Below are 24086 nucleotides of genomic sequence, written 5' to 3' on the forward strand. Positions count from 1 at the left end.
CCGGGATACAGTAGAGGGATAGCGGTTAGATGAGCGACCTTGCGAGAGAAATTACACCGGTCAACATTGAGGAAGAGCTGAAGAGCTCGTATCTGGATTATGCGATGTCGGTCATTGTTGGCCGTGCGCTGCCGGATGTCCGAGATGGCCTGAAGCCGGTACACCGTCGCGTACTATACGCCATGAACGTATTGGGCAATGACTGGAACAAAGCCTATAAAAAATCTGCCCGTGTCGTTGGTGACGTAATCGGTAAATACCACCCTCATGGTGATACTGCCGTATACGATACCATTGTACGTATGGCGCAGCCATTCTCCCTGCGTTACATGCTGGTAGATGGCCAGGGTAACTTCGGTTCTGTCGACGGCGACTCCGCCGCAGCGATGCGTTATACGGAAATCCGTATGTCGAAGATCGCTCATGAACTGATGGCCGACCTGGAAAAAGAGACGGTGGATTTCGTCGATAACTATGACGGCACGGAAAAGATCCCTGACGTTATGCCGACCAAAATCCCGAACCTGTTAGTCAACGGTTCGTCCGGTATCGCGGTAGGTATGGCGACCAACATTCCGCCGCATAACCTGACCGAAGTGATCAACGGCTGTCTGGCCTACGTTGAAAACGAAGACATCAGCATTGAAGGGCTGATGGAACATATTCCGGGTCCGGACTTCCCGACCGCCGCGATCATCAACGGTCGCCGCGGCATTGAAGAGGCCTATCGTACCGGTCGCGGTAAAGTGTACATTCGCGCGCGCGCGGAAGTGGAAGCTGACGCGAAAACCGGTCGCGAAACCATCATCGTGCATGAAATTCCGTATCAGGTGAACAAAGCGCGCCTGATTGAGAAAATCGCTGAGCTGGTCAAAGACAAACGCGTCGAAGGCATCAGCGCGCTGCGCGACGAGTCTGATAAAGACGGCATGCGTATCGTGATAGAAGTGAAGCGCGATGCGGTGGGTGAGGTGGTTCTTAACAACCTTTATTCGCAGACTCAGCTCCAGGTCTCCTTCGGTATCAACATGGTTGCCCTGCACCATGGTCAGCCGAAGATCATGAACCTGAAAGAAATTATTGCCGCGTTCGTGCGCCACCGCCGCGAAGTGGTGACCCGCCGTACGATTTTTGAACTGCGTAAAGCCCGCGATCGCGCGCACATCCTCGAAGCGCTGGCGATTGCCCTGGCCAACATCGATCCGATTATTGAGCTGATTCGCCGCGCGCCGACGCCGGCGGAAGCGAAAGCTGGCTTAATCGCCCGTTCATGGGATCTGGGCAATGTTTCCGCGATGCTGGAACGTGCAGGCGATGACGCCGCGCGTCCGGAATGGCTGGAACCTGAATTCGGCGTGCGCGACGGCCAGTACTACCTGACCGAACAGCAGGCACAGGCGATTCTGGATCTGCGTTTGCAGAAACTGACCGGCCTTGAGCATGAAAAACTGCTCGACGAATACAAAGAGCTGTTGGAACAGATTGCGGAATTGCTGCACATTCTGGGCAGCGCCGATCGCCTGATGGAAGTTATCCGCGAAGAGCTGGAGCTGGTCCGTGAACAGTTCGGCGACGCGCGCCGTACCGAGATCACCGCTAACAGCGCCGATATCAACATCGAAGACCTGATCAACCAGGAAGATGTTGTCGTGACCCTTTCGCATCAGGGCTACGTGAAGTATCAGCCGTTAACCGACTACGAAGCGCAGCGTCGCGGCGGCAAAGGCAAATCTGCGGCGCGTATCAAAGAAGAAGACTTTATCGACCGTCTGCTGGTGGCCAACACCCACGACACGATCCTCTGCTTCTCCAGCCGCGGTCGTCTCTACTGGATGAAAGTTTATCAGTTGCCGGAAGCCAGCCGCGGCGCGCGCGGTCGTCCGATCGTCAACCTGCTGCCGCTGGAAGCCAACGAGCGCATCACCGCGATCCTGCCGGTCCGCGAATACGAAGAGGGCGTGAACGTCTTTATGGCGACCGCCAGCGGTACCGTGAAGAAAACGGCGCTGACCGAATTCAGCCGTCCGCGTTCCGCCGGTATTATCGCGGTTAACCTTAACGAAGGCGACGAACTGATTGGCGTCGATCTGACTTCCGGTCAGGACGAAGTCATGCTGTTCTCAGCCGCCGGTAAAGTGGTGCGCTTTAAAGAGGACGCCGTCCGCGCGATGGGCCGTACCGCCACCGGCGTGCGCGGCATCAAGCTGGCCGGCGAGGACAAGGTGGTCTCGCTGATCGTTCCGCGCGGCGAAGGCGCCATCCTGACCGTCACGCAGAACGGCTACGGTAAACGTACCGCGGCTGAAGAGTATCCAACCAAGTCGCGTGCGACCCAGGGCGTTATCTCTATCAAAGTCACCGAACGCAATGGTTCCGTTGTGGGCGCGGTGCAGGTAGATGACTGCGACCAGATTATGATGATCACCGATGCGGGCACGCTGGTACGAACCCGCGTTTCTGAAGTGAGCATTGTGGGTCGTAACACTCAGGGCGTGATTCTGATCCGCACCGCGGAAGATGAAAACGTGGTTGGCCTGCAGCGCGTAGCTGAGCCGGTTGATGACGAAGAGCTGGATGCCATCGACGGCAGCGCGGCGGAAGGCGATGAGGATATCGCGCCGGAAGCGGATACTGACGATGATATTGCCGAAGACGAAGAGTAATTCTCTGCGGTGATTGTTCTGAAAGGGTCGGGGCTATCCCCGACCCTTTTTGTTTTCCCGTTGCGGGACCGTTGTTTTATCGTTACCTTAACGCCATTCTGTTGAGCCCCTGACGGCCGAGCATCGCCACATTGAAATATCTAGCTTCTTTCCATAACACGTTAAAGGTTTCACGCTATCTATTCAGAGCGCTGGCGGTACTACTGTGGGTGCTGGTCGCTTTTGTGTCGGTGTTTTACATCGTCAATGCTTTGCACGATCGCGAATCGGAAATTCGCCAGGAATTTAATCTCAATGCCGATCAGGCGCAGCGCTACATCCAGCGTACCGCCGATGTGATCAAAGAGCTGAAGTACGTTGCGGGCAACCGGCCGATGGACGGCGGCGAAGGCGGTGATACGCCGGTTCAGCGCGGCGATATCGCGATACCTAATTTTGAACCGCTCTACCCGGACTCCGACTGCGCGCTGATGAGTACGACCTGGCGTAATTCGCTACAGTCACTGGCGTGGTTTATGCGCTACTGGCGTGACAATTTCTCAACGGCCTACGACCTCAATCGTATTTTTTTGATTGGCAGCGACAATCTGTGTATGGCCAACTTCGGTCTGCGCGATATTCCGCTGGAGCGGGACCAGGCGTTAAAAGTGCTGCATCAGCGCATTGAGCAGTATCGCGACGCGCCGCAAAACGAGCGCGGTAATAATCTGTTCTGGATAAGCCAGGGCGTGCGTCCGGGCGTTGGTTATTTCTATGCGTTGACCCCAATCTATGTAGCGAATCGCCTGCAGGCGATGCTCGGCGTAGAGCAAACCATCCGTATGGAAAGCTTCTTTACTCCTGGTAGTCTGCCGATGAACGTCACTATCCTCGACGATAACGGTCAGTCGCTGATTTCGCTTGCCGGGTCGGACAGTAATATTAAAGCGGATGCGAAGTGGATGCAGGAGCGTCTGTGGTTCGGCTATACCGCCGGTTTTCGCGAGCTGGCGATGAAAAAAAACCTGCCGCCATCATCCCTGAGTATTGTCTATTCGGTGCCGGTGGATCAGGTGCTGGAACGCATCCGGATGCTGATACTGAACGCTGTGGTGCTCAATCTGCTCACCGGCGTGCTCCTCTTTGTCCTCGCCCGAATGTATGAACGGCGGATTTTTATTCCGGCGGAAAATGACGCCCAGCGGCTGGAAGAGCATGAGCAGTTCAACCGAAAAATCGTTGCCTCCGCGCCGGTGGGGATCTGTATTTTACGTACGCTCGACGGCACCAACATCCTGAGTAACGAGCTGGCGCATAACTATCTCAACATGCTAACCCACGAGGACAGGCAGCGGCTGACGCAAATTATCTGCGGCCAGCAGGTGAACTTTGTCGATGTGCTGACCAGCAATAACACTAACCTGCAAATCAGCTTTGTCCACTCGCGCTACCGTAATGAGAATGTGGCGATTTGCGTGTTGGTGGATGTCTCGGCGCGCGTCAAAATGGAGGAGTCGCTGCAGGAGATGGCCCAGGCTGCCGAGCAGGCCAGCCAGTCGAAATCAATGTTCCTCGCCACCGTCAGCCACGAACTGCGCACGCCGCTGTACGGGATTATCGGTAACCTTGATTTATTGCAGACCAAAGAGCTGCCGAAGGGCGTCGATCGCCTGGTGACGGCGATGAACAACTCTTCCAGCCTGCTGCTGAAAATTATTAGCGATATCCTCGACTTCTCAAAAATTGAGTCCGAGCAGCTAAAAATTGAGCCGCGGGAGTTTTCGCCGCGCGAGGTCATGAACCATATTTCCGCCAACTATCTGCCGCTGGTGGTGCGTAAGCACCTGGGGCTGTACTGTTTTATTGAGCCCGACGTACCGCAGCTGATGTCCGGCGATCCCATGCGCCTGCAACAGGTTATTTCCAACCTGCTAAGTAATGCGATTAAGTTTACCGATACCGGCTGTATTGTCCTGCACGTAGAGCGGGCGGATGATTATCTGCGCATCAGCGTACGCGACACCGGCGAAGGGATCCCGGCGAAAGAGGTGGTACGCCTGTTCGATCCATTCTTCCAGGTCGGAACCGGGGTGCAGCGCAACTTCCAGGGGACGGGACTCGGTCTGGCGATCTGTGAAAAGCTTATCAGCATGATGGATGGCGATATTGCCGTCGAAACCGAGCCCGGCATGGGCAGCCGGTTCACCATTCGTATCCCGCTTTATGGCGTACAAAATACGCCGCCGCTACTGATTGACGGCCTGGCTGAAAAATGCTGCTGGTTGGCGATTGATAACAGCTCGCTGGCGGTGTTCGTCGAGCAGTTGCTGACATTTCACGGCGTCCCGGTCCGTCGTTTTGACGGGCAAACGCCGGGAGCGGAAGATATTCTGTTAACCGATAGCGAGACGTATGAAGCCTGGACCGGCTGCGCAATGGTGATCTTCTCTCGTCGGCATATCGGTATTCCGCAGGAGCGGGCGCCCGGCGAATGGCTGCATAGCGTGGCCACGCCCCATGAACTGCTGCCGCTTCTGGGACGCATCTTCCATATCGCCGTGGCCAGCGCGGAAAACGGGCCCGCGCTATCCGCGGCGGATGCGGAAACCACCAGCAATGATGACATGATGATCCTGGTGGTAGACGATCATCCTATTAACCGACGTCTGCTGGCCGATCAGCTGGGATCGCTGGGCTATCAGTGCGTGACGGCAAATGATGGGGTCGATGCGCTGAATGTTCTGAGCAAGCAGCATATTGATATCGTGCTTAGCGACGTCAACATGCCGAATATGGACGGCTATCGCCTGACCCAGCGCATACGCCAGCTGGGACTCACGCTGCCGGTGATCGGGGTCACCGCCAACGCCCTGGCGGAAGAGAAGCAGCGCTGCCTGGAGTCGGGTATGGACAGCTGCCTTTCTAAGCCGGTGACTCTGGATATTATCAAGCAGACCCTGACGGTCTACGCAGCACGGGTACGTAAGGGAAGGGAGTAAGGCAGTTTCCCGGATAGCGCTGCGCTATCCGGGAAGGGAGACGTTAGTCTTTATCCGTGGAGCTCAGGGAAACGGAAGAGAGGTAGTTAAGCAGGGCAATGTCGTTTTCCACACCGAGCTTCATCATTGCCGATTTTTTCTGGCTACTGATGGTTTTGATACTGCGGTTGAGCTTTTTGGCAATCTCTGTGACCAGGAAGCCTTCGGCGAACAGACGCAATACCTCACTCTCTTTAGGCGACAAACGTTTGTCGCCGTAACCGCCGGCGCTGATTTTTTCCAGCAGGCGCGAAACGCTTTCCGGGGTGAATTTTTTGCCCTTTTGCAGCGCGGCCAGCGCTTTAGGCAGATCGGTTGGCGCACCCTGTTTCAGGACGATCCCTTCGATGTCCAGATCCAGCACCGCGCTCAGGATCGCCGGGTTGTTATTCATTGTCAGGACAATGATGGACAGATCCGGGAAATGACGCTTGATGTATTTGATAAGCGTAATGCCATCGCCGTATTTATCACCGGGCATGGATAAATCGGTAATCAGGACGTGTGCGTCCAGCTTTGGCAGATTGTTGATTAATGCGGTGGAGTCTTCAAACTCGCCGACAACGTTCACCCACTCAATTTGTTCAAGTGACTTACGAATACCGAACAGTACGATCGGATGGTCATCGGCAATAATTACGTTCATATTGTTCATGTATTAGGCTACCTTGCTACAGCAAGCTCTTGACGTAGTCGTCAATGTCGCTGATATATTTTTCTATGCCTTGCGCATCTTTTTCTCGAATCAGATGCTCAAGCGTTTCACATAACTGCTTGCCGGGTACCAGATTTAGCATAGCAAACGCCCCTTTGAGGCGGTGAGCGGTCTGCGCCAGCGCGGCGAAATCGCCTGTTGCCCGTTCATTATACAGCCTCTTAACATCATCTGGTACCGTGTCTGCAAACAGCGTGTAATAGCCGCTGGCATGCAGTTCGGCGTTACTTTCGCTACCGGCTGAGGAAGGGGGCTCCTCTTCCTCAGCAAGCTGCTGCTCAATCAGCTGGAGGATAGCTTCCTGCATCGCAGCGCTGATATTAAAGTTTACGCGGAGCTGACCAGGACCAATCTTATGAACCCGGACTTCATCATCGCTTAAAAGCAAGCCCGAAGCAGTAAGATTAGACGGATTATCCGTTAAAAAGAGATCATATTGTTGACTTGTGATTCTGTCATCCGGCGTGATGCAGGTGGCCCCCCAGCTTTCAAGCTGGCGGGTGACGATACGGCGGACTTCATGGGCCGTTACATCAAGCAGTATTACGACCTCATCCAACAGATGTTCCCCTGAATCACTCTCCTCTGCGCTGGCGGCCATTTTTAGATGCAGGGAGTAGCGGGTGCCCAGCGACTCGCGCGCTTTGATATTGAGCTGCCCGCCTAGCTTGCGGGTCAGGCGATCGCAGAGCCAGAAGGTGAGGGCGTTGGCTTTGCCGTAAAGGTCTGCCTGCGTCTCGTTGAGGAACGGGAAGTGCATATTGTCGATTTCATTCGCCGAAACGCCGTTGCCGGTATCCAGAATACGGAAGGTCAGGCGGTCGTCAGCTGATTCATCTTTACTCACTTCCAGGGTGATTTTGCCGATAGGCGTGGTGGTAACCGAATATTGGATGAGCAGTAAAAGTGTGCGGCGCAGGGCGTCGCGATCGCCGTAGCGTTGCTCATTGGCCGGCAGCGAGTTGTTAATCAGCAGCTGAAGACCTTTACGTTTGATGATGGGCAGGACTTCAGGCACCACTTCATCTATCAATTCCTGAATGGAGAACAGACCCTGCGCGCTCTTCCAGCTATCGGTCTCCAGCAGGTTTGCCAGCTGTATTTCATCGACCAGTTGGACCAGTTCATCTGCATGCTGGGCCAGCTTGCGGCTTTCAGCTATGCCGAGCGCCGCGGCTTCTTCCGCCAGCGTTTGCGCTGGCTGCTTCAGCGCCATACCGATATGCTGCATAAAAGCAGTGCGGCCCTGCTGGTTTTTCTCATACAGGCGCTGGGCCTGCTTGAGCTTCTTATTCACCAGCACTTCACGGTCCTGATCGCGAATAATAAAGATTTGCGTACGCGGCGAAACCTGGCTGCGGAACTGACGGATTTCATACAGTTCATTGTTCACCGTCGCCTGAATCACGCCCTGATGCTGATCGGCCATGTTAATGATGTTTTGCAGGTTCAGATGCGGCAGCAGATGATCGGCAATCGGATTGCTAATCACCGTACGGTTAGCGTCCAGATCGTGCACCAGAAGCCCTAGCGGCAGCAGGGAAACAATCTCTTCGTGAATGGCGCGCTGGGCGCGCAGCTCATTATTGGCTGCCGAAGAGACCGCCGTTCCCACGATGCTTTTACGGCCGCTGTAGTGGCGAAAGGTCGTAAATCCGAACAGCGCCAGCGCCAGCAGACCAATATTCAGCAACAGCGGCAGTAAGATACTCTGCAAGGACTCCAGAATCAGCTCGCTAAAGGGCACCATCCAGACCAGACGCATACCGGTGGTATTAATGGTGGTGAGAATTTCAATCTGCGGGCCGTTAAAGTTAATGCTAACGATGTCGGCGGCTTCTTTATCCGGGTTGCTGTTGACGCTTTGCGACGGATCGGGCTCCAGCCGGAAGCTCTCCAGCGACATACTAGGAGGAATGAGATCGTTAATGGGCAGATCGAAGGCGACAACGGTCGCCAGGTGACCGGGCTGGTTGAATGTCGTGCGTAAAGTAAAGTAGTAGCCGTTTTGCCAGGCAAGGTGGCGCAGCGACGAAAAGGTCTCGCGTTCATCTAAGGTGTTGGCCTGAAGCAGCATTTCTGCCCGTCGTGATTCGACGACGCTGCTGATGGTCGACTCTTTGAAGCTGGAAGAGAGGTCTTTTAAGGGCAGCGTTGAAACCAGAATCAGGCTGTTATCAAGCCCGTTCAGGTAATACATCGACCAGGGGATCGTCTCGGCGCCCCACAGGATATCGAGATAGTTGGAGATTTTTTGCGTCATTTCCAGCGTTGAGCCGTCATGCGAGCCAAAAATCAGCGCTTCTGTTTTGCGCCGGGGTTTCTCCAGGTAGTAAACATCCTGTTTTAAACGCGTTTCCTGGAGCCCTGTCTCTGAGACTGAACTGGACGAGGTCGCAGCGATATTGTCATAAATCTGCCAGGTGGCGTAGCGCCAGGTATCGATGCGTTTATGTAAGTCGTAGCTGACATCGACCACCTGGTAGCTTTTGTCTTTAAGCCAAGTGTTAACGGCGCTTTGGATCATGACCCCCATCGTCGCCAGTAGGACGATGACCATGAGAATAAAGAAGCGAGTAATGTTGCCGGGTATCAGGGAAAATTTTTTCGGGGTCATCGTGTGAGAATACGACTCATCATTGTGTGTAAACGGACTGTTGCACCAAGTTAACCGGGGGCAGCGCAGATGCTACGAACAGTATAAGGGTTAACGTCCAAAATCCATACATCTGAATATCCTACAATGACTTTTTGCCTTGAGATTTATGCCAAACCAGCGGGGCGTACAAAGATGTACGTCCCGGTTATTTTTGTACAATTATTTACGGATTCGATAATGTAAATAGCACTAAATAACAAGAAATTATATAAATTACTCCGATTTTAGCCGTAAGTTGTTTGATTAATAACCGTTATTTTTTTCGCGGTTAGCAGGGAATAATTAAAGATGTGTAAAGAAGGGTAAAAAAAACCGGATGCGAGGCATCCGGTTGAAATAGGGGTAAACAGACATTCAGAACTGAATGACGGTAATAAATAAAGTTAATGATGATAGCGGGATTAATTTTAGTCCCAGATGAGAATTTTGTTTTACCATTCAGTGCTATAGGTGTGTAACTGTGTAACTCTTTGACATTGATTGATAATTTTTATTTTTTGATTATTAGTGCTTATTTTTATGAGCTTTTTGTGCAGAAAAAAAGTTCCCTTGCATTTACAATTTGAAACATCTTGTGGGTATTTTGAAACATCTTAGAAGTTTTAGTATCATATTCTTGTTGGATTATTCTGCATTTTGCAGCACAATGAAATAGCCGACTGATTAGAAGGGTAATCAGTAAGCAGTGGCAATAATAAAAGGCATATAACAAACAGAGGGTTAATAACATGAAAGTTAAAGTACTGTCCCTCCTGGTACCGGCACTGCTGGTAGCGGGCGCAGCGAATGCGGCTGAAGTCTATAACAAAGATGGCAACAAATTAGACCTGTACGGTAAAATCGACGGTCTGCACTATTTCTCTGACGACAAAGGTCAAGATGGCGACCAGACCTACATGCGTCTGGGCATCAAAGGCGAAACCCAGATCAATGATCAGCTGACCGGTTACGGCCAGTGGGAATACAACGTCCAGGCTAACAACACCGAAAGCTCCAGCGATCAGGCGTGGACTCGTCTGGCGTTTGCAGGTCTGAAATTCGGCGACGCGGGCTCTTTCGACTACGGTCGTAACTACGGCGTTGTTTACGACGTAACTTCCTGGACCGACGTTCTGCCGGAATTCGGCGGCGACACCTACGGTTCTGACAACTTCCTGCAGTCTCGCGCTAACGGCGTGGCAACCTACCGTAACTCTGACTTCTTCGGTCTGGTTGACGGCCTGAACTTTGCTCTGCAGTATCAGGGTAAAAACGGCAGCGTAAGCGGTGAAGGTTCGACCAACAACGGTCGTGACTGGAACAAACAGAACGGCGACGGTTACGGCACTGCTGTGACCTATGATATCTACGACGGTATCAGCGCTGGTTTCGCGTACTCTCACTCTAAACGTACCAGCCAGCAGAACACTGTTCCTGCTCTGGGCCGCGGCGACAACGCTGAAACCTACACCGGTGGTCTGAAATATGACGCCAACAACATCTACCTGGCGACTCAGTACACCCAGACCTACAACGCAACTCGCGCTGGCAACCAGGGCTTTGCTAACAAAGCTCAGAACTTCGAAGTGGTTGCACAGTACCAGTTCGACTTCGGTCTGCGTCCGTCCGTGGCTTACCTGCAGTCCAAAGGTAAGGATCTGGAAGGTTACGGCGATCAGGATCTGCTGAAATATGTTGATGTAGGCGCGACCTACTACTTCAACAAAAACATGTCCACCTACGTTGACTACAAAATCAACCTGCTGGACGACAACCGCTTCACCCGTGCTGCCAATGTGTCTACCGACGACATCGTTGCTCTGGGCCTGGTTTACCAGTTCTAAGTACGCAGAAGTTTGAAAAAAGGCGCCGATGGCGCCTTTTTTTATGCCCGGTTTAACCTTACTGGTGTACTCTTTGCGCCTTAGCCAGAGGAAGCCAATTTTATGGATATCACTTTTTTCCGCGCCGCCCTGTTCGGCGCCTGCGTATTACTTTCAGGCTGTGATTCAGCCACCTCTCCCCAGACGCCAAAATCCGCCGCCACCGTGCTGGATGGCAAAACCATGGGCACATTCTGGCGGGTCAGCGTCATCAACCTTGATGAGGCGAAGGCCGAGGCGCTGCGCCAGAAAGTGCAGGCTCAGCTCGATGCCGACGACCGTCTACTTTCTACCTGGAAGAACGATTCAGCGTTGATGCGCTTTAACCATTCGCCGGGAACGTCGCCGTGGCCGGTCAGCGAGGCGATGGCAGATATCGTGACGATGTCGCTGCGCATTGGCGCGAAAACCCATGGCGCCATGGATATCACCGTCGGGCCGCTGGTCAATTTATGGGGCTTTGGTCCGGATAAACAGCCGGTAAAAACGCCGGATGCGCAGCAGATTGCTGCGGCGAAAGCGCGCAGCGGATTACAGCATCTGACGGTGATCAACCAGGCCGGCCAACAGTATCTGCAAAAAGACATTCCGAATCTGTTCGTCGATCTCTCTACCGTGGGTGAAGGCTACGCCGCCGATCATCTGGCGCGCCTGATGGAGCAGGAGGGGATCTCGCGCTATCTGGTCTCGGTGGGCGGCGCGCTGGTGAGCCGGGGTATGAATGCGGAAGGGCAGCCCTGGCGGGTGGCGATCCAGAAGCCAACCGATCGCGAAAACGCGGTGCAGGCGATCGTTGATATCAACGGCCACGGCATCAGCACCTCCGGCAGCTACCGCAACTACTATGAGCTGGACGGTAAGCGCATCTCGCACGTTATCGATCCGCAAACCGGGCGGCCTATTGATCATAAACTGGTTTCGGTGACCGTTATCGCCCCGACGGCGCTGGAGGCCGACGGCTGGGATACCGGGCTGATGGTGCTGGGGCCGGAAAAAGCGCAGGACGTGGTTCGCGAACAGGGGCTGGCGGTATATATGATTGTCAAAGAGGGTGACGGGTTTAAAACCTGGATGTCGCCGCAGTTCCGCGCGTTCCTCGTCGGCGAGAAAAATTAAAGCGCAAGATTTCGGGTTTTTGTTAACGGACTTCGGGCCAGACTGCAGATACACTTACAGCAGGAGTCCGTGATGAAACCGATAATGATTGATACCGATGAGCGCCGCTGGCAGGCGGTATGCGAACGTGATGCCCGCGCCGATGGTCAGTTTGTTTTTGCCGTGCTGACCACCGGCGTTTGCTGCCGTCCGTCCTGTCGTTCGCGTCGCGCGCTGCGGGAAAATGTTCGCTTTTACCCTGACGTTGCAACCGCGCAGGCGGAAGGCTTTCGCCCCTGCAAACGCTGCCAGCCGGAAAAAACCGACCCGCAGCAGCAGAAGGTAGAGAAAGTGGCCGCCGCGTGCCGTCTGCTGGAGCAGGAAATGCCGGTGACGCTGGAGGCGCTGGCGCGTCAGGCCGCGCTCAGCCCCTTTCATTTTCACCGCCTCTTTAAATCCGTCACCGGAATGACCCCTAAAGCCTGGCAACAGGCCTGGCGCGCTCGCCGTTTACGCGAAGCGCTGGGGCAGGGGGAGAAAATTACCGATGCGGCGCTGTCGGCCGGCTTCCCGGACAATAGCAGCTACTATCAGCAGGCAGATGCCGCGCTGGGGATGACCGCCCGCCAGTTTCGCCGCGGCGGCGAGGATCTCGATATTACCTGGGTATGCGGCGATGGTCCGCTGGGACGCTGTCTGGTGGCTGAGAGTAAGCGGGGCGTGTGCGCCGTGCTGCCGGGAGAGAGCGATGCTTTGCTCTACGCTGAATTAGCCAGCCTGTTTCCCAATGCGCGGCTGCATCCGGGCGATGATGCTTTTCGTCAGCGGGTGGCGCAGGTATTTTCCCATCTTGATGACCACCGGCAGCCGTTTTCCCTGCCGTTGGATTTGCGCGGCACGGCTTTTCAGCTTCAGGTCTGGCAGGCGCTGCGTCAGATCCCGGCGGGAGAGACCCGCAGCTATCGCCAGGTCGCGCAAAGTATCGGCCGCCCCCGCGCGGTGAGAGCGGTGGCAAGCGCCTGCGCCGCTAATAAGCTGGCGCTGGTTATTCCCTGCCATCGGGTCGTTCGCCAAGATGGGGCGCTATCCGGCTATCGTTGGGGAACGGCGCGCAAGGCGCTGTTGCTGGCGCGAGAAGCGTCATCCGAGGAGAAATAATGTTCGATCTTTTTGCCGATACGCCGCCCTGGCAGGAGCCGCTGGCTCCGGGGGCGATAATTTTGCGCCGCTACGCCCGAGAGCGCGCCCCGGCGCTGTTGCAGGCAATCGCCGGGATTGCCGATCGTTCGCCTTTTCGCCAGATGGTCACCCCCGGCGGTTATACGATGTCGGTGGCGATGACCAACTGCGGCGAGCTGGGCTGGACGACGAACCAGTATGGCTATCTTTATGCTGCCGACGATCCGCTGACCGGCAAGCGCTGGCCGCAGATGCCGCCGCCTTTCCGCGAGCTGGCCGCAGAGGCCGCGGCGGCGGCTGGCTATGCGCGCTTTACCCCGGATGCTTGTCTTATCAACCGCTACCAGCCCGGCGCGAAGCTGTCGCTGCATCAGGATAAAGACGAGCATAACCTGCGAGCGCCGATTGTCTCCGTCTCGCTGGGGCTGCCGGCAATATTTCAGTTCGGCGGGCTGCGGCGTAACGATCCGCTACAGCGTGTGCTGCTGGAGCACGGCGATGTGGTGGTCTGGGGCGGCGAATCGCGGCTGTTTTACCACGGTATTCAGCCGCTCAAAGAGGGCATCCACCCGGAGACCGGCGCCTGTCGTTACAATCTCACTTTCCGCCTGGCGGGTAATAAAGAATAAAAATAAGAATTATTCTTGCTGTCATCGTCGAGCAGTTTAAACTGCTGGCTGTTTTTGCTTGCCCGGATTATGCGTTATGGAACTTCTTCTTCTTGTCTGGCGTCAGTATCGCTGGCCGTTTATCTCCGTCATTGCCCTGAGCCTGCTGAGCGCGGCGCTAGGTATTGGGCTTATCGCCTTCATTAACCTGCGCCTGATAACCCTTGTCGATACCTCCCTGACGGTCCTGCCGGAGTTTCTCGGGCTGCTATTGCTGTTGATGGCGGTCACCCTCGGCTCGCAGCTGGCGCTGACCACGCTCGGCCACCATTTCGTTTACCGCCTGCGCGGCGAGTTTATTAAGCGCATTCTGGATACGCAAATCGAGAAGATCGAGAAAATCGGCAGCGCGTCTCTGCTGGCCGGGCTAACCAGCGATATCCGTAATATCACCATTGCCTTCGTGCGCCTGCCGGAGCTGGTGCAGGGGATTATTCTCACCTTCGGTTCCGCCGCCTATCTGGCCTGGCTGTCGGGAAAAATGATGCTGGTTACCGCCCTGTGGCTGGCGTTGACCATCTGGGGCGGATTTATGCTGGTATCTCGGGTGTATAAACATATGGCGTCGCTGCGCGAAAGCGAAGATAAGCTATATCACGACTACCAGACGGTGCTCGAAGGTCGCAAAGAACTCACTCTCAACCGCGAGCGCGCCGAATATGTGTTTAATCAGCTCTATCTGCCGGATGCGCGAGAATACCGGCACCATATTGTTCGCGCCGATACCTTCCATCTGAGCGCGGTTAACTGGTCGAATATTATGATGCTGGGCGCGATTGGCCTGGTCTTCTGGATGGCCAACAGCCTGGGCTGGGCCGATACGGCGGTGGCGGCGACCTACTCGTTGACCCTATTATTCCTGCGCACGCCGCTGCTTTCCGCAGTTGGCGCGCTGCCCACTCTGCTCAGCGCGCAGGTGGCGTTCAACAAGCTGAATAAGTTTTCGCTCGTGCCGTACCGAGCTGAATTTCCGCAGCCGCAGGCGCATCCCCACTGGCAGACGCTCGAGCTGCGCGACATCACCTTCCATTATGCTGACAACAGCTTTGCGGTCGGGCCGATTAATATGACCCTCAAGCGCGGCGAACTGGTCTTTCTGATTGGCGGCAACGGTAGCGGGAAATCGACGTTGGCTATGTTGTTGACCGGTTTGTATCAGCCCCTTTCCGGGCAGATCCTGGTCGACGGGCAGCCGATGGCGGCGGATAAGCCGGAAGATTATCGCAAGCTGTTCTCGGCGGTGTTTACCGACGTCTGGCTGTTTGACAGACTGCTGGGGCCGGAAGGAAAGGCGGCTGACCCGGCGCTGGTGGAGAAGTGGCTGGGTTATCTGCAGATGAACCATAAGCTACGGCTTGACGATGGCAAAATCCTCGACCTGAAGCTGTCAAAAGGACAGAAAAAGCGCGTGGCGCTGCTGCTGGCGTTAGCGGAAGACAGAGATATCATTATGCTTGATGAATGGGCGGCGGATCAGGACCCCCATTTCCGCCGTGAATTCTACCAGGTGCTGCTGCCGCTGATGAAGGAGATGGGTAAAACCCTCTTTGCTATTAGCCATGACGATCACTACTTTCAGCACGCCGACAGACTGCTGGAAATGCGCGGCGGCCAGTTGTCTGAGCTGACCGGAAATGAGCGCGAGCTGGCGACGCGCGACGCGGTCGCCCGTACCGCCTGATCGCTTTATGCCGTCCCGGAGGCGCCAGCCGACCTCCGGGCTTCCCGCAGGCTGCTGTTTTTTCCGTCGACTGAATTCATAGCGGTTATTATTTCCGCCTCCTCGCGCTATGCTTAAGGCTTCCGGCCTGCTGGTCTGACAGATATTTTTACAAGGATTGCCTGACCGATGTCCGTTTTGCATAAAAAAAGCGCCAGATTGCGTGACGAAGAGCGCGCCCGCCTCATTTGGCTGCTGAGCACCGATAAAGCCGTCACATCTTCGCTGCTGGGTAAATTAACCCTCGCTGAACGTTACGATGACAGTACGCTTGCCGACGATCTGGCGGAAGTGGAGATGCTGGTTTCCCACCTGCCGCCCCCGGACCTTGCCGATGCGCTTGAGGCTCTGCCTTATGATGCGCGCAACGCGCTCTGGCGGCTGGTCGCTGACGATAAGCGCGGTGAAGTGCTGCTGGAGGCATCGGAAAGCGTCTGGGGCGACCTCATTGAGGAAATGAGCGATCACGACCTGCTGTTCGCGCTGCAAAATCTCGATATTGATGAACAGGTCTACCTGCTGCAGCACCTGCCGCGCGATCTGACCGGACGTTTGCTGGCAACGCTGCCCGCGGATAAGCGCGCGCGTATTCGCCAGATGATGCGCTACGCCGACAATACCGTCGGCGCGATCATGGAGTTTGAGGTCATTACCGTTCGTCCGGAAGCCACCCTTGCGGCGGTACAGCGCTATCTGCGGCGATTAGGGAAAATGCCGGAGAACACCGACAAACTGTTTGTGACCACCCGCAATAAGCTGCTGCTCGGCGAACTCGAGCTGCAAACCATTCTGCTTAACGATGCGCAGAAGCGGGTAGGGGAAGTGATGGAAGGCGATCCCGTCACCTTCCAGCCGCACGAGGATGCGGAAAAAGTGGCGCGTACTTTTGAACGTGATGACTTACTCAGCGCCGCGGTGATTGATGCCGACGGCAAGCTGATGGGGCGTTTAACTATCGATGAGATCGTTGATGTGGTCTATGAAGAGACGGACAACGATTTACGCCGGATGGGCGGCCTGAGCAACGACGACGACGTTTTTGCCCCGGTCAGTAAGGCGGTGAAGACCCGCTGGGCCTGGCTGGCGGTGAATCTATGCACCGCATTTATCGCCTCCCGCGTTATCGACGGTTTCGAACACACCATCTCCCAGCTGGTGGCGCTGGCCTCACTGATGCCGATCGTCGCCGGGATCGGCGGCAACACCGGCAATCAGACGATCACCATGATCGTACGGGCAATGGCGTTACAGCATATTCAGCCGGGAAGCTTTTCGTTTCTGATCCTGCGTGAGATGGGTGTTGCGCTGATCAATGGGATCGTCTGGGGCGGGATCATGGGGGCCATTACCTGGTGGCTGTATGACGATCCGCAGCTTGGCGCCGTGATGACCCTGGCGATGATGCTCAACCTGCTAATGGCGGCGATGATGGGCGTGATTATCCCGATGGTGATGGTTAAGCTAGGTCGCGATCCGGCGGTCGGCTCCAGCGTGATGATTACCGCGATTACCGACACCGGCGGATTCTTTATTTTTCTTGGGCTGGCGACGATTTTTCTGATGTAGACCGCGCTTGATTACGCAGGCGACGGGGGATCAGCACCATCGAAACCAGGCCTGCCAGGACGCCAATTGCCAGATTGCTGGTGCCGACGGTCGCGCCGACGGTTACCAGCATCACCAGCGTTTCCGGCCACGGGTTGCGCGCCAGCTCCGCCGGACGAACGCTGTGCCAGCTAAAGGTTTTTACCGCCACAATCACCATCACGCCGGCGAGAACGGCCATCGGGATTTTCGCCATCACTTCGCTGAGCGCGGTCACCAGCAGGAGGAGCACCAGGCCTGCGACAATGGTCGAGACGCGGCTGCGCGCTTTACCCATTTCAACGTTAACGATGGTCTGGCCGATCATTGCGCATCCGGCGATGCCGCCATAAAACCCGGCGAGGATATTGGCGATGCCCAGACCGGCGCTCTCGCGCGCCTTACTGGAAGGGGTATGGGTCAAATCATCGACCAGCTTCGCCGTCAGAAGTGACTCCATCAGGCCGACAAAAGCGATGCTCAGCGCGCAGGGCCAGATAATGCTCAGCGTGGTTAAGTCCAGAGGCACCATCAGGCTGGTTAATCCCGGCAGTCCGCCGCTCATGGAGCCTTCGTCGCCGACGGTCGGCAGCAGCTGGCCGCTGAAAACGGTAAACAGGGTCAACAGAACGATAGCAATCAGCGGAGAAGGGACTGCCTTAATAAAGCGCGGCGCCCACAGCACAATCAGCAGCGTTAACACGAACAGGCCGATAATCAGCGGCTGCTTGCTCCAGAAATGCGGTACCTGAGCAAAAAAGATGAGAATACCCAGCGCGTTAACAAAACCGGTCATCACCGGCTGCGGGATAAAGCGCATCAGCCGCGCCATGCCGCAAATGCCAAACAAAATTTGAATAACGCCTGCCATCACGACCGCTGGCAGAATGTAGCCGACGCCGTATTGATGCACCATTGGACCAATAACCAGCGCCACCGATCCGGCGGCCGCGGTGACCATGGCTGGCCGTCCGCCCAGGAGCGACATCGCCATACACAGCACCACGGAGGCAATCAGGCTAACTTTCGGGTCAACGCCAGCGATAACCGAGAAGGAGATGACCTCAGGGATGAGCGCCAGTGCGGTGAGCACGCCAGCCAACGTTTCACGCGTCAGCAGCGCGGGCGAACGCAATATCTGGCCTAATGCGCCAGCGTCAGCGGAGGTAGCGGGATCAGAAACTGGAGGCATAAAAAAAGTTCGCAGATTTTAAAAATTTGGCGGCAGGATCGATCGCTGCTTACGTGCGGTCGGTCACAAAACCGAGGATAATAGCGCGTAAGCGTCGCTGACACCAGTACAAAATGTGATTTGTGATACACATTTATTAAACATTTTTATAACAGATCTCAAAACTCAACTTAAAATTTAAACAATATTTAAATTTTTTTTCTTCAGTGTTACCTTTGAAGCCGAGAATCGTTTCACCTGCGCTAAATAAAAAAGCGAGTAAAGTAAGGCTCAAATCCGATGAAGAAAAAGATGGCCGTACCCAGCTCACAGGCGGTTGGTTCCAATAACACTCGGACCAACACCCGCCATGAGCAAGAGACGGATGTATTGTTGATTGGCGGCGGCATCATGAGCGCCACGTTGGGAACCTGGCTGCAGGAACTGGAGCCGGACTGGTCTATTACCATGGTCGAGCAGATGTCCAGCGTCGCGGAAGAGAGCTCGAATGGATGGAACAACGCGGGCACCGGCCACGCGGCGCTGATGGAATTGAACTATACGCCGCAAACCGCTAACGGTATCAATATCGATAAAGCGGTCGATATCAATGAATCTTTCCAGATTTCTCGTCAGTTTTGGGCCCACCAGGTGACCCGGGGCATTCTGAAAAAGCCTAAATCCTTTATTAACAGCGTGCCGCACATGAGCTTCGTCTGGGGCGAAGACAACGTTAACTTCCTGCGCGCCCGCTATGCGGCGTTACAACAAAGCGAGCTGTTCCGCGGTATCCGCTACTCCGAAGATCATCAACAAATTAAAGAGTGGGCTCCGCTGGTGATGGAAGGACGCGATCCGCAGCAGAAGGTGGCCGCAACCCGCTCGGAAGTCGGCACCGACGTGAACTACGGTGAAATCACCCGTCAGCTGATCGCCGGGCTGCAAACCCATGACAATTTCTCGCTTCAGCTGGGTACCGTGGTCCGTCGCTTTAAGCGCAACGCCGACAATAGCTGGAGCGTCACGCTGGCGGATGCGAACAATCGCCACCAGAAACGGGTTATCAGGGCTAAATTTATCTTTATCGGCGCCGGCGGCGCCGCGCTGACCCTACTGCAGGAAACCGGTATTCCGCAGGCGAAGGAGTACGCGGGCTTCCCGGTCGGTGGACAGTTCCTGGTCTGTGAGAACCCGGAAGTGGTTAACCATCATCTGGCTAAAGTCTATGGCCAGGCGGAAGTGGGCGCGCCGCCGATGTCGGTTCCGCACATCGACACTCGTATTATCGACGGCAAACGCGTGGTGCTGTTTGGGCCGTTCGCGACCTTCTCAACCCGCTTCCTGAAAAATGGTTCGCTTTGGGATCTGCTGGCTTCCACCAACACGTCGAACATCATGCCGATGCTCAACGTCGGGCTGGATAACTTCGATCTGGTCAAATACCTGATTAGCCAGGTGCTGCAAAAGGACAAAGATCGTCACGCGGCGCTGTGCGAGTATTACCCGGAAGCGCGCAAAGAAGACTGGCGCTTATGGCAGGCCGGCCAGCGCGTGCAGATTATCAAGCGTGATGAGAAGAAGGGCGGCGTTCTGCGTCTGGGTACCGAAGTCGTCAGCGATGATGAAGGTACCGTTGCCGCGCTGCTGGGCGCCTCGCCGGGGGCTTCCACTGCGGCGCCAATCATGCTGCAACTGATGGAGAAAGTGTTCAAAGAGAAGATTAACTCCGCGGACTGGCAGGCGAAACTGAAAGCGATCATACCGAGCTACGGTACGCGTCTGGATGGCAACGCGGCAGAAATTGAAAGGGCGTTGGCGTGGACCAGCGAAGTGCTGGAATTGCACTATGAGCCGCTTACCGCTGCTGACGATGTGCCGCAGGCGACGCTGAAACCGCTGCCTGAAGGCAAACCTATCGCGGATATCGCGCTGTAAATGCTTTCCGGCGGCTCAGGCCGCCGGAATCTGACTTAACCATTAACGCTCAACGGCAGTGCCGATGGTTTCGTCCGCTCGCCAGATACGATATTTCACGTCGATATTAGCCGGGGTATAAACCACAATAGGTAACCTGCTGTTGTAACGCAGCATTCCCGCATCGCCCAGGCCAGCCATCACAAACTGTTTCTCTTTTTTACCGTCCGGGCAGGCCATCATGGTTGAGACGGGTGACGTCACTTTATCAAACACGTAGTAGTCGTAGCCCCAGCCTTCCAGGGTTCTGCTTTCCAGCTGGCCGCCAAGGCGGTGGCGATTGCAGTCGACTTCCAGCGTCTGGCCAATTAACAGCTCTACTTTTAATGCGGACTCATCCTGCTGCTGCGGCAGCTGAATCACCTGACGCTTCATCCCTTGTTCCGCCTTAGGATACGGAGCGATTTTTTCCAGCGGCTGCTCAGCAGCAACGGCGCTCGCGGAAACGCAGGCGATGGCCAGCAGGGAGGCGGCAAACGTAGTGATTTTTTTCACGAGAGTAATCCTTTGTTATCAATCATAAACAGCACAATGTTAACATTGGTTTGCGTTATGGGTAGTGGTGTTTACCAAAGTTTTCATAGTTTCTAGTTATAAGTTCTGCTGGCGTGGTGGAGGCAGTTGTTCATCCCCTACGGCAATCCGCGGTTTCCCCTTGCAGCCAATTATTGGTAATGTGAATTTTAAAATGATTATGATCAACAAAAGAATTAATTTACATATGAAATTATTTCATTCGTTATATTTATCTTTCGTCATTTAGAATGTTTTATAAGGGAAATTAATTGAAAGGGAATTGTTCATTTAAATAATTGATATGAGTGATGGTAGATGAAAGTGAAAAAGGTTTTACTGGTTGCGTCGCTGGCGGTTTTTTCGCTATTGGCAGGGTGTACTTCCGAGTCACAGCGTTTGGCGAACTGCGAGGCCAAGGGGATTTCCCGCGATACTTGCTACTTAGCGGAGCAAAATCGTCAGGCCTCGATGAATGCAGCTTATGAGAAGCAGGCCTTAGAAAACGCCGCTGCTGCCGTTCAGCATAGTCAGAGCGCGAAGGTGAAAACCCGGCATTTTAACGGCATGGAGATTAAAGGCACCAGTACCGGCTTAAGTATTGATGGTAAAGCGGCGGCGGTGATTGAGAAAAATAAAGACGCGACCGTTTACCAGCAGGGGCTTTACAACTTTATCGTTTACGCCAACGGTAAAATTGCCGTCACTCAGGACGGCGTGTTTAAAGGCTACGCCAAATAAAAGCGCCGATCGGGGGGATATGCTCCCCCTGTATGCCTGCGCTGCGGCGGTCCAAAAGGAACGCGTTACTCCTCGTGATTTTTACCCTCTTCTAAGAAATCCTCATCAAGCTCGTCGATATTTCCGGCGTGATCGCGTCCGGACAGCAGGTTCCAGCAAGCGATAAACAGGGCGGCGATCAGCGGGCCGATAACAAAGCCGTTGATGCCGTAGATTTCCATGCCGCCGATGGTGGTGATCAGGATCAGGTAGTCCGGCATTTTGGTATCTTTGCCAACCAGTAAAGGGCGGAGAATGTTATCGACCAGGCCGACGATGATCACAAAAAAGCCAACGATAAACGCCCCCTGCCATAGCTGACCGGTCGCGAAGAGATAGACCGCCGCAGGAACCCAGATGATCGCCGAGCCCACCGCCGGAATCAGCGACAGAAACGCCATCAGCGCGCCCCACAGGATGCTACCATCAAGACCCACGATCCAGAACGCCAGTCCGCCAAGCGCGCCCTGCGCGAGGGCGACCGCCACGGTACCTTTGACGGTTGCCCTGGAGACGGCGGCAAATTTGGCGAAAAGATGCTGCTTCACATGATTTGATAGCGGCAGGGATTCAAGGATCAGCCTGACCAGGTACGGACCATCTTTTAGCAGGAAAAACAGCAGGTAAAGCATGATGCCGAAGCTGATGGTAAAACCGAACGTGCCTTTACCAATCAAGAATGCGCTACCGGCCAGGTACTGGCCTCCTTTAAGCGCAACGTCCGAAAGCTGGCGCTGAATTTGTTCCGCGCTATCAAGGTTATGCTCTGAGAGGAAGCTCCTTGCCCATTCTGGCAGGTGCGCAAAGAGGCTGGCTACCACAGTCGGGAACTGGGTATCGTTATGCTGCAGTTTGGTGTAAACCACGTTTAGCTCGAAGGCCAGCGACGAGAGTATGATCGCCAGAGGGGTAAACACGATCAGACAGATAATCACTATCGTCAGAAACGCCGCCAGGCCGTTGCGCTCGCCAATCCGATCGCGCAGTTTGTTCTTCACCGGGTGGAAGATTACCGCCAGAATTGCTGCCCATAAAATAGCTGAATAATAGGGGGAGAGAACGTCGAAAAAAGCAAGGGTGACGATCAGCACGATCAGGATGAAAAATCCCTTCGTAAGTCCATTAACTCTCATGTGAATCCTTCATAAAAATGACGTGTACCATCAAATAATAGAAGCTTTTCCATGATTTACAATCAAAGTGGCTGGTGCAGTTTGCTGAGAACAGGGAGGATATATGACATTAAAAAACCCGCAGTCTTTGTAAGAGTGCGGGTTCTTAAGGGGTTACCGATTTAGTCGGTGAATAATTTGGTCGGCACGAGAGGATTTGAACCTCCGACCCCCGACACCCCATGACACCGCTTTCAAAACGCTGAAAGGCCCACCGTTGCTGGTGGCGCGGGGTATTCGTATGTATAAACAAACAGTGCTTTTTTTGCAAAATATGCGCTATATGCATCAATGAGTTAGGGGATAGTTTCTCCCCATGGTGGTTTCACTTCTCCACATAGTTTTCAATATGACAATTTCCCTTGGCATTGTTTCATTAAATACTTCAAAATGTTTCATTGTGAGATTAGGTTTTGTTTTGTTACGGGAATGATTATGAAAAAAATATGGCTCACACTGGCTGTTGTATGTGTTCTAAGTGGCTGTGATCAGCCAAAAATTGATACCTCAAGTGAGGAGAGTATGAAGGCCTCGATTCAGAAGGTTAGAGACTCACTGCCTGAGGATAAACGCGCATCTTATGATGATGCTATCAAAGTAGTGGCTTTCAGCAATCTGAACTTAAAGGATCTGATGCAGGCAGGGATGACGAATAATACTGCTGGTATTGAAGCGCAAATGAGAAGCGCTCTTTCTGGGAAAACTGGCGAAGAAGTCATCACTTATGCTGATAAGCTCCGTAAGGAGCGGGCTGAGAAAGAAAAGTCACAAGCTCTTCAGGAAATCGCGGAGCTTGAAAAAAAACAGACTGAAGTACAAGAAAACCTCACACAACTTAAGTCATTCAAAGTCACACGTTCACGTTTTTACTTCGAAAAAACAGAATTCGGACCTGATCAGCCAATTATTGCGTTGAGTGTAGAGAATGGAACGTCTAAAGCGGTATCTCGCGCCTACTTTCGTGGGGTAATTTCAAGTCCCGGTCGTGAAGTGCCTTGGTACACTGACACTTTCAACTACAAAATTTCTGGCGGGCTCGAACCGGGGGAAAAAGCTGACTGGAATCTTGCACCAAATCCTTACTCTGACTGGGGCAAAGCTAAAGTTCCGGCAGATGCAGTCTTCACTGTAACAGTGATTCGCATTGATGATGCTCAAGGAAACCCTGTATTCGGTGAAACTGACTTTACCGAGCGTGATGCTAGTCGCCTCGCTGAACTTAAAGGCCGTTATCAGGGCACTTCCCCATGATTCCTTAGTGATTAGGCAAGAATTAAACTTAACTTGTATTCCCTTCGAAAATTAAATAATAGT

General features: G+C 54.2%; 16 protein-coding genes. 11 read left to right on the plus strand and 5 right to left on the minus strand.

Annotated features, from left to right (window positions below; translation table 11 throughout):
• Positions 1-29: 29 nt before the first annotated feature.
• The gene (gyrA, locus tag EGY08_RS24035; protein ID WP_004123050.1) at positions 30-2663 is read left to right on the plus strand and encodes a DNA topoisomerase (ATP-hydrolyzing) subunit A; all 2634 of its coding nucleotides are present in this window, start codon (positions 30-32) and stop codon (positions 2661-2663) included.
• Between the two features lie 131 nt (positions 2664-2794).
• Positions 2795-5641 carry a two-component system sensor histidine kinase RcsC gene (gene rcsC / locus EGY08_RS24040; RefSeq protein WP_004123047.1) on the plus strand — a complete coding sequence of 949 codons (2847 nt, stop codon included), beginning with the start codon at positions 2795-2797 and terminating at the stop codon, positions 5639-5641.
• 43 nt (positions 5642-5684) lie between these two features.
• Here rcsC and rcsB read toward each other — a convergent pair whose 3' ends face one another.
• Positions 5685-6335: a response regulator transcription factor RcsB gene (gene rcsB, locus EGY08_RS24045; protein ID WP_004103995.1), complete on the minus strand. Its 651-nt coding sequence runs from the start codon at positions 6333-6335 to the stop codon at positions 5685-5687.
• A 16-nt stretch (positions 6336-6351) separates the two neighbouring features.
• Positions 6352-9012, minus strand: a complete 2661-nt coding sequence (rcsD, locus tag EGY08_RS24050; protein WP_004123044.1) for a phosphotransferase RcsD — start codon at positions 9010-9012, stop codon at positions 6352-6354.
• Positions 9013-9782: 770 nt separating this feature from the next.
• Between rcsD and EGY08_RS24055 the strand changes: the two genes are divergently transcribed.
• The 6 genes from EGY08_RS24055 to mgtE all read left to right on the plus strand — a co-directional run bounded on the left by EGY08_RS24055 (position 9783) and on the right by mgtE (position 17144).
• Positions 9783-10877 carry a porin OmpC gene (locus tag EGY08_RS24055; RefSeq protein ID WP_004123039.1) on the plus strand — a complete coding sequence of 365 codons (1095 nt, stop codon included), beginning with the start codon at positions 9783-9785 and terminating at the stop codon, positions 10875-10877.
• Between the two features lie 102 nt (positions 10878-10979).
• Positions 10980-12032 carry an FAD:protein FMN transferase ApbE gene (gene apbE, locus EGY08_RS24060; protein ID WP_123829025.1) on the plus strand — a complete coding sequence of 351 codons (1053 nt, stop codon included), beginning with the start codon at positions 10980-10982 and terminating at the stop codon, positions 12030-12032.
• A 72-nt stretch (positions 12033-12104) separates the two neighbouring features.
• Positions 12105-13169, plus strand: coding sequence for a bifunctional DNA-binding transcriptional regulator/O6-methylguanine-DNA methyltransferase Ada (ada, locus tag EGY08_RS24065; RefSeq protein ID WP_004123023.1), 1065 nt, complete (start codon positions 12105-12107; stop codon positions 13167-13169).
• Positions 13169-13819: a DNA oxidative demethylase AlkB gene (gene alkB, locus EGY08_RS24070; RefSeq protein WP_004123021.1), complete on the plus strand. Its 651-nt coding sequence runs from the start codon at positions 13169-13171 to the stop codon at positions 13817-13819. The genes ada and alkB overlap by 1 nt, the downstream gene beginning before the upstream one ends.
• 76 nt (positions 13820-13895) lie before the next feature.
• On the plus strand, positions 13896-15539 hold the full coding sequence (locus EGY08_RS24075) for a multidrug ABC transporter permease/ATP-binding protein (RefSeq protein ID WP_087829144.1): 1644 nt from the start codon (positions 13896-13898) through the stop codon (positions 15537-15539).
• A gap of 168 nt (positions 15540-15707) precedes the next feature.
• Positions 15708-17144, plus strand: coding sequence for a magnesium transporter (gene mgtE / locus EGY08_RS24080; RefSeq protein WP_004123017.1), 1437 nt, complete (start codon positions 15708-15710; stop codon positions 17142-17144).
• Here mgtE and EGY08_RS24085 read toward each other — a convergent pair.
• A complete protein-coding gene (locus tag EGY08_RS24085) occupies positions 17107-18354 on the minus strand; it encodes a SulP family inorganic anion transporter (RefSeq protein WP_004123015.1) in 1248 nt (415 codons plus the stop codon). The genes mgtE and EGY08_RS24085 overlap by 38 nt on opposite strands.
• A 279-nt stretch (positions 18355-18633) precedes the next feature.
• Between EGY08_RS24085 and mqo the strand changes: the two genes are divergently transcribed.
• Positions 18634-20268: a malate dehydrogenase (quinone) gene (mqo, locus tag EGY08_RS24090; RefSeq protein ID WP_004123013.1), complete on the plus strand. Its 1635-nt coding sequence runs from the start codon at positions 18634-18636 to the stop codon at positions 20266-20268.
• A 42-nt stretch (positions 20269-20310) separates the two neighbouring features.
• Here mqo and eco read toward each other — a convergent pair whose 3' ends face one another.
• Positions 20311-20802 (minus strand): serine protease inhibitor ecotin, encoded by a 492-nt coding sequence (eco, locus tag EGY08_RS24095; RefSeq protein ID WP_004123012.1) that lies wholly within the window; start codon positions 20800-20802, stop codon positions 20311-20313.
• Positions 20803-21138: 336 nt separating this feature from the next.
• Here eco and EGY08_RS24100 point away from each other — a divergent pair, with 336 nt between their 5' ends.
• Positions 21139-21561 (plus strand): hypothetical protein, encoded by a 423-nt coding sequence (locus EGY08_RS24100; RefSeq protein WP_004123010.1) that lies wholly within the window; start codon positions 21139-21141, stop codon positions 21559-21561.
• Between the two features lie 65 nt (positions 21562-21626).
• On the opposite strand, the gene EGY08_RS24105 is transcribed toward EGY08_RS24100, so the two are convergent.
• Positions 21627-22733, minus strand: a complete 1107-nt coding sequence (locus tag EGY08_RS24105) for an AI-2E family transporter (protein WP_004123009.1) — start codon at positions 22731-22733, stop codon at positions 21627-21629.
• A gap of 474 nt (positions 22734-23207) precedes the next feature.
• Here EGY08_RS24105 and EGY08_RS24110 point away from each other — a divergent pair, with 474 nt between their 5' ends.
• Positions 23208-24023 (plus strand): DUF6694 family lipoprotein, encoded by an 816-nt coding sequence (locus tag EGY08_RS24110; protein ID WP_064147087.1) that lies wholly within the window; start codon positions 23208-23210, stop codon positions 24021-24023.
• Positions 24024-24086: the final 63 nt, after the last annotated feature.

Origin of the sequence: Klebsiella sp. FDAARGOS_511 (assembly GCF_003812845.1) — a bacterium.
GTDB lineage: Bacteria > Pseudomonadota > Gammaproteobacteria > Enterobacterales > Enterobacteriaceae > Klebsiella > Klebsiella grimontii.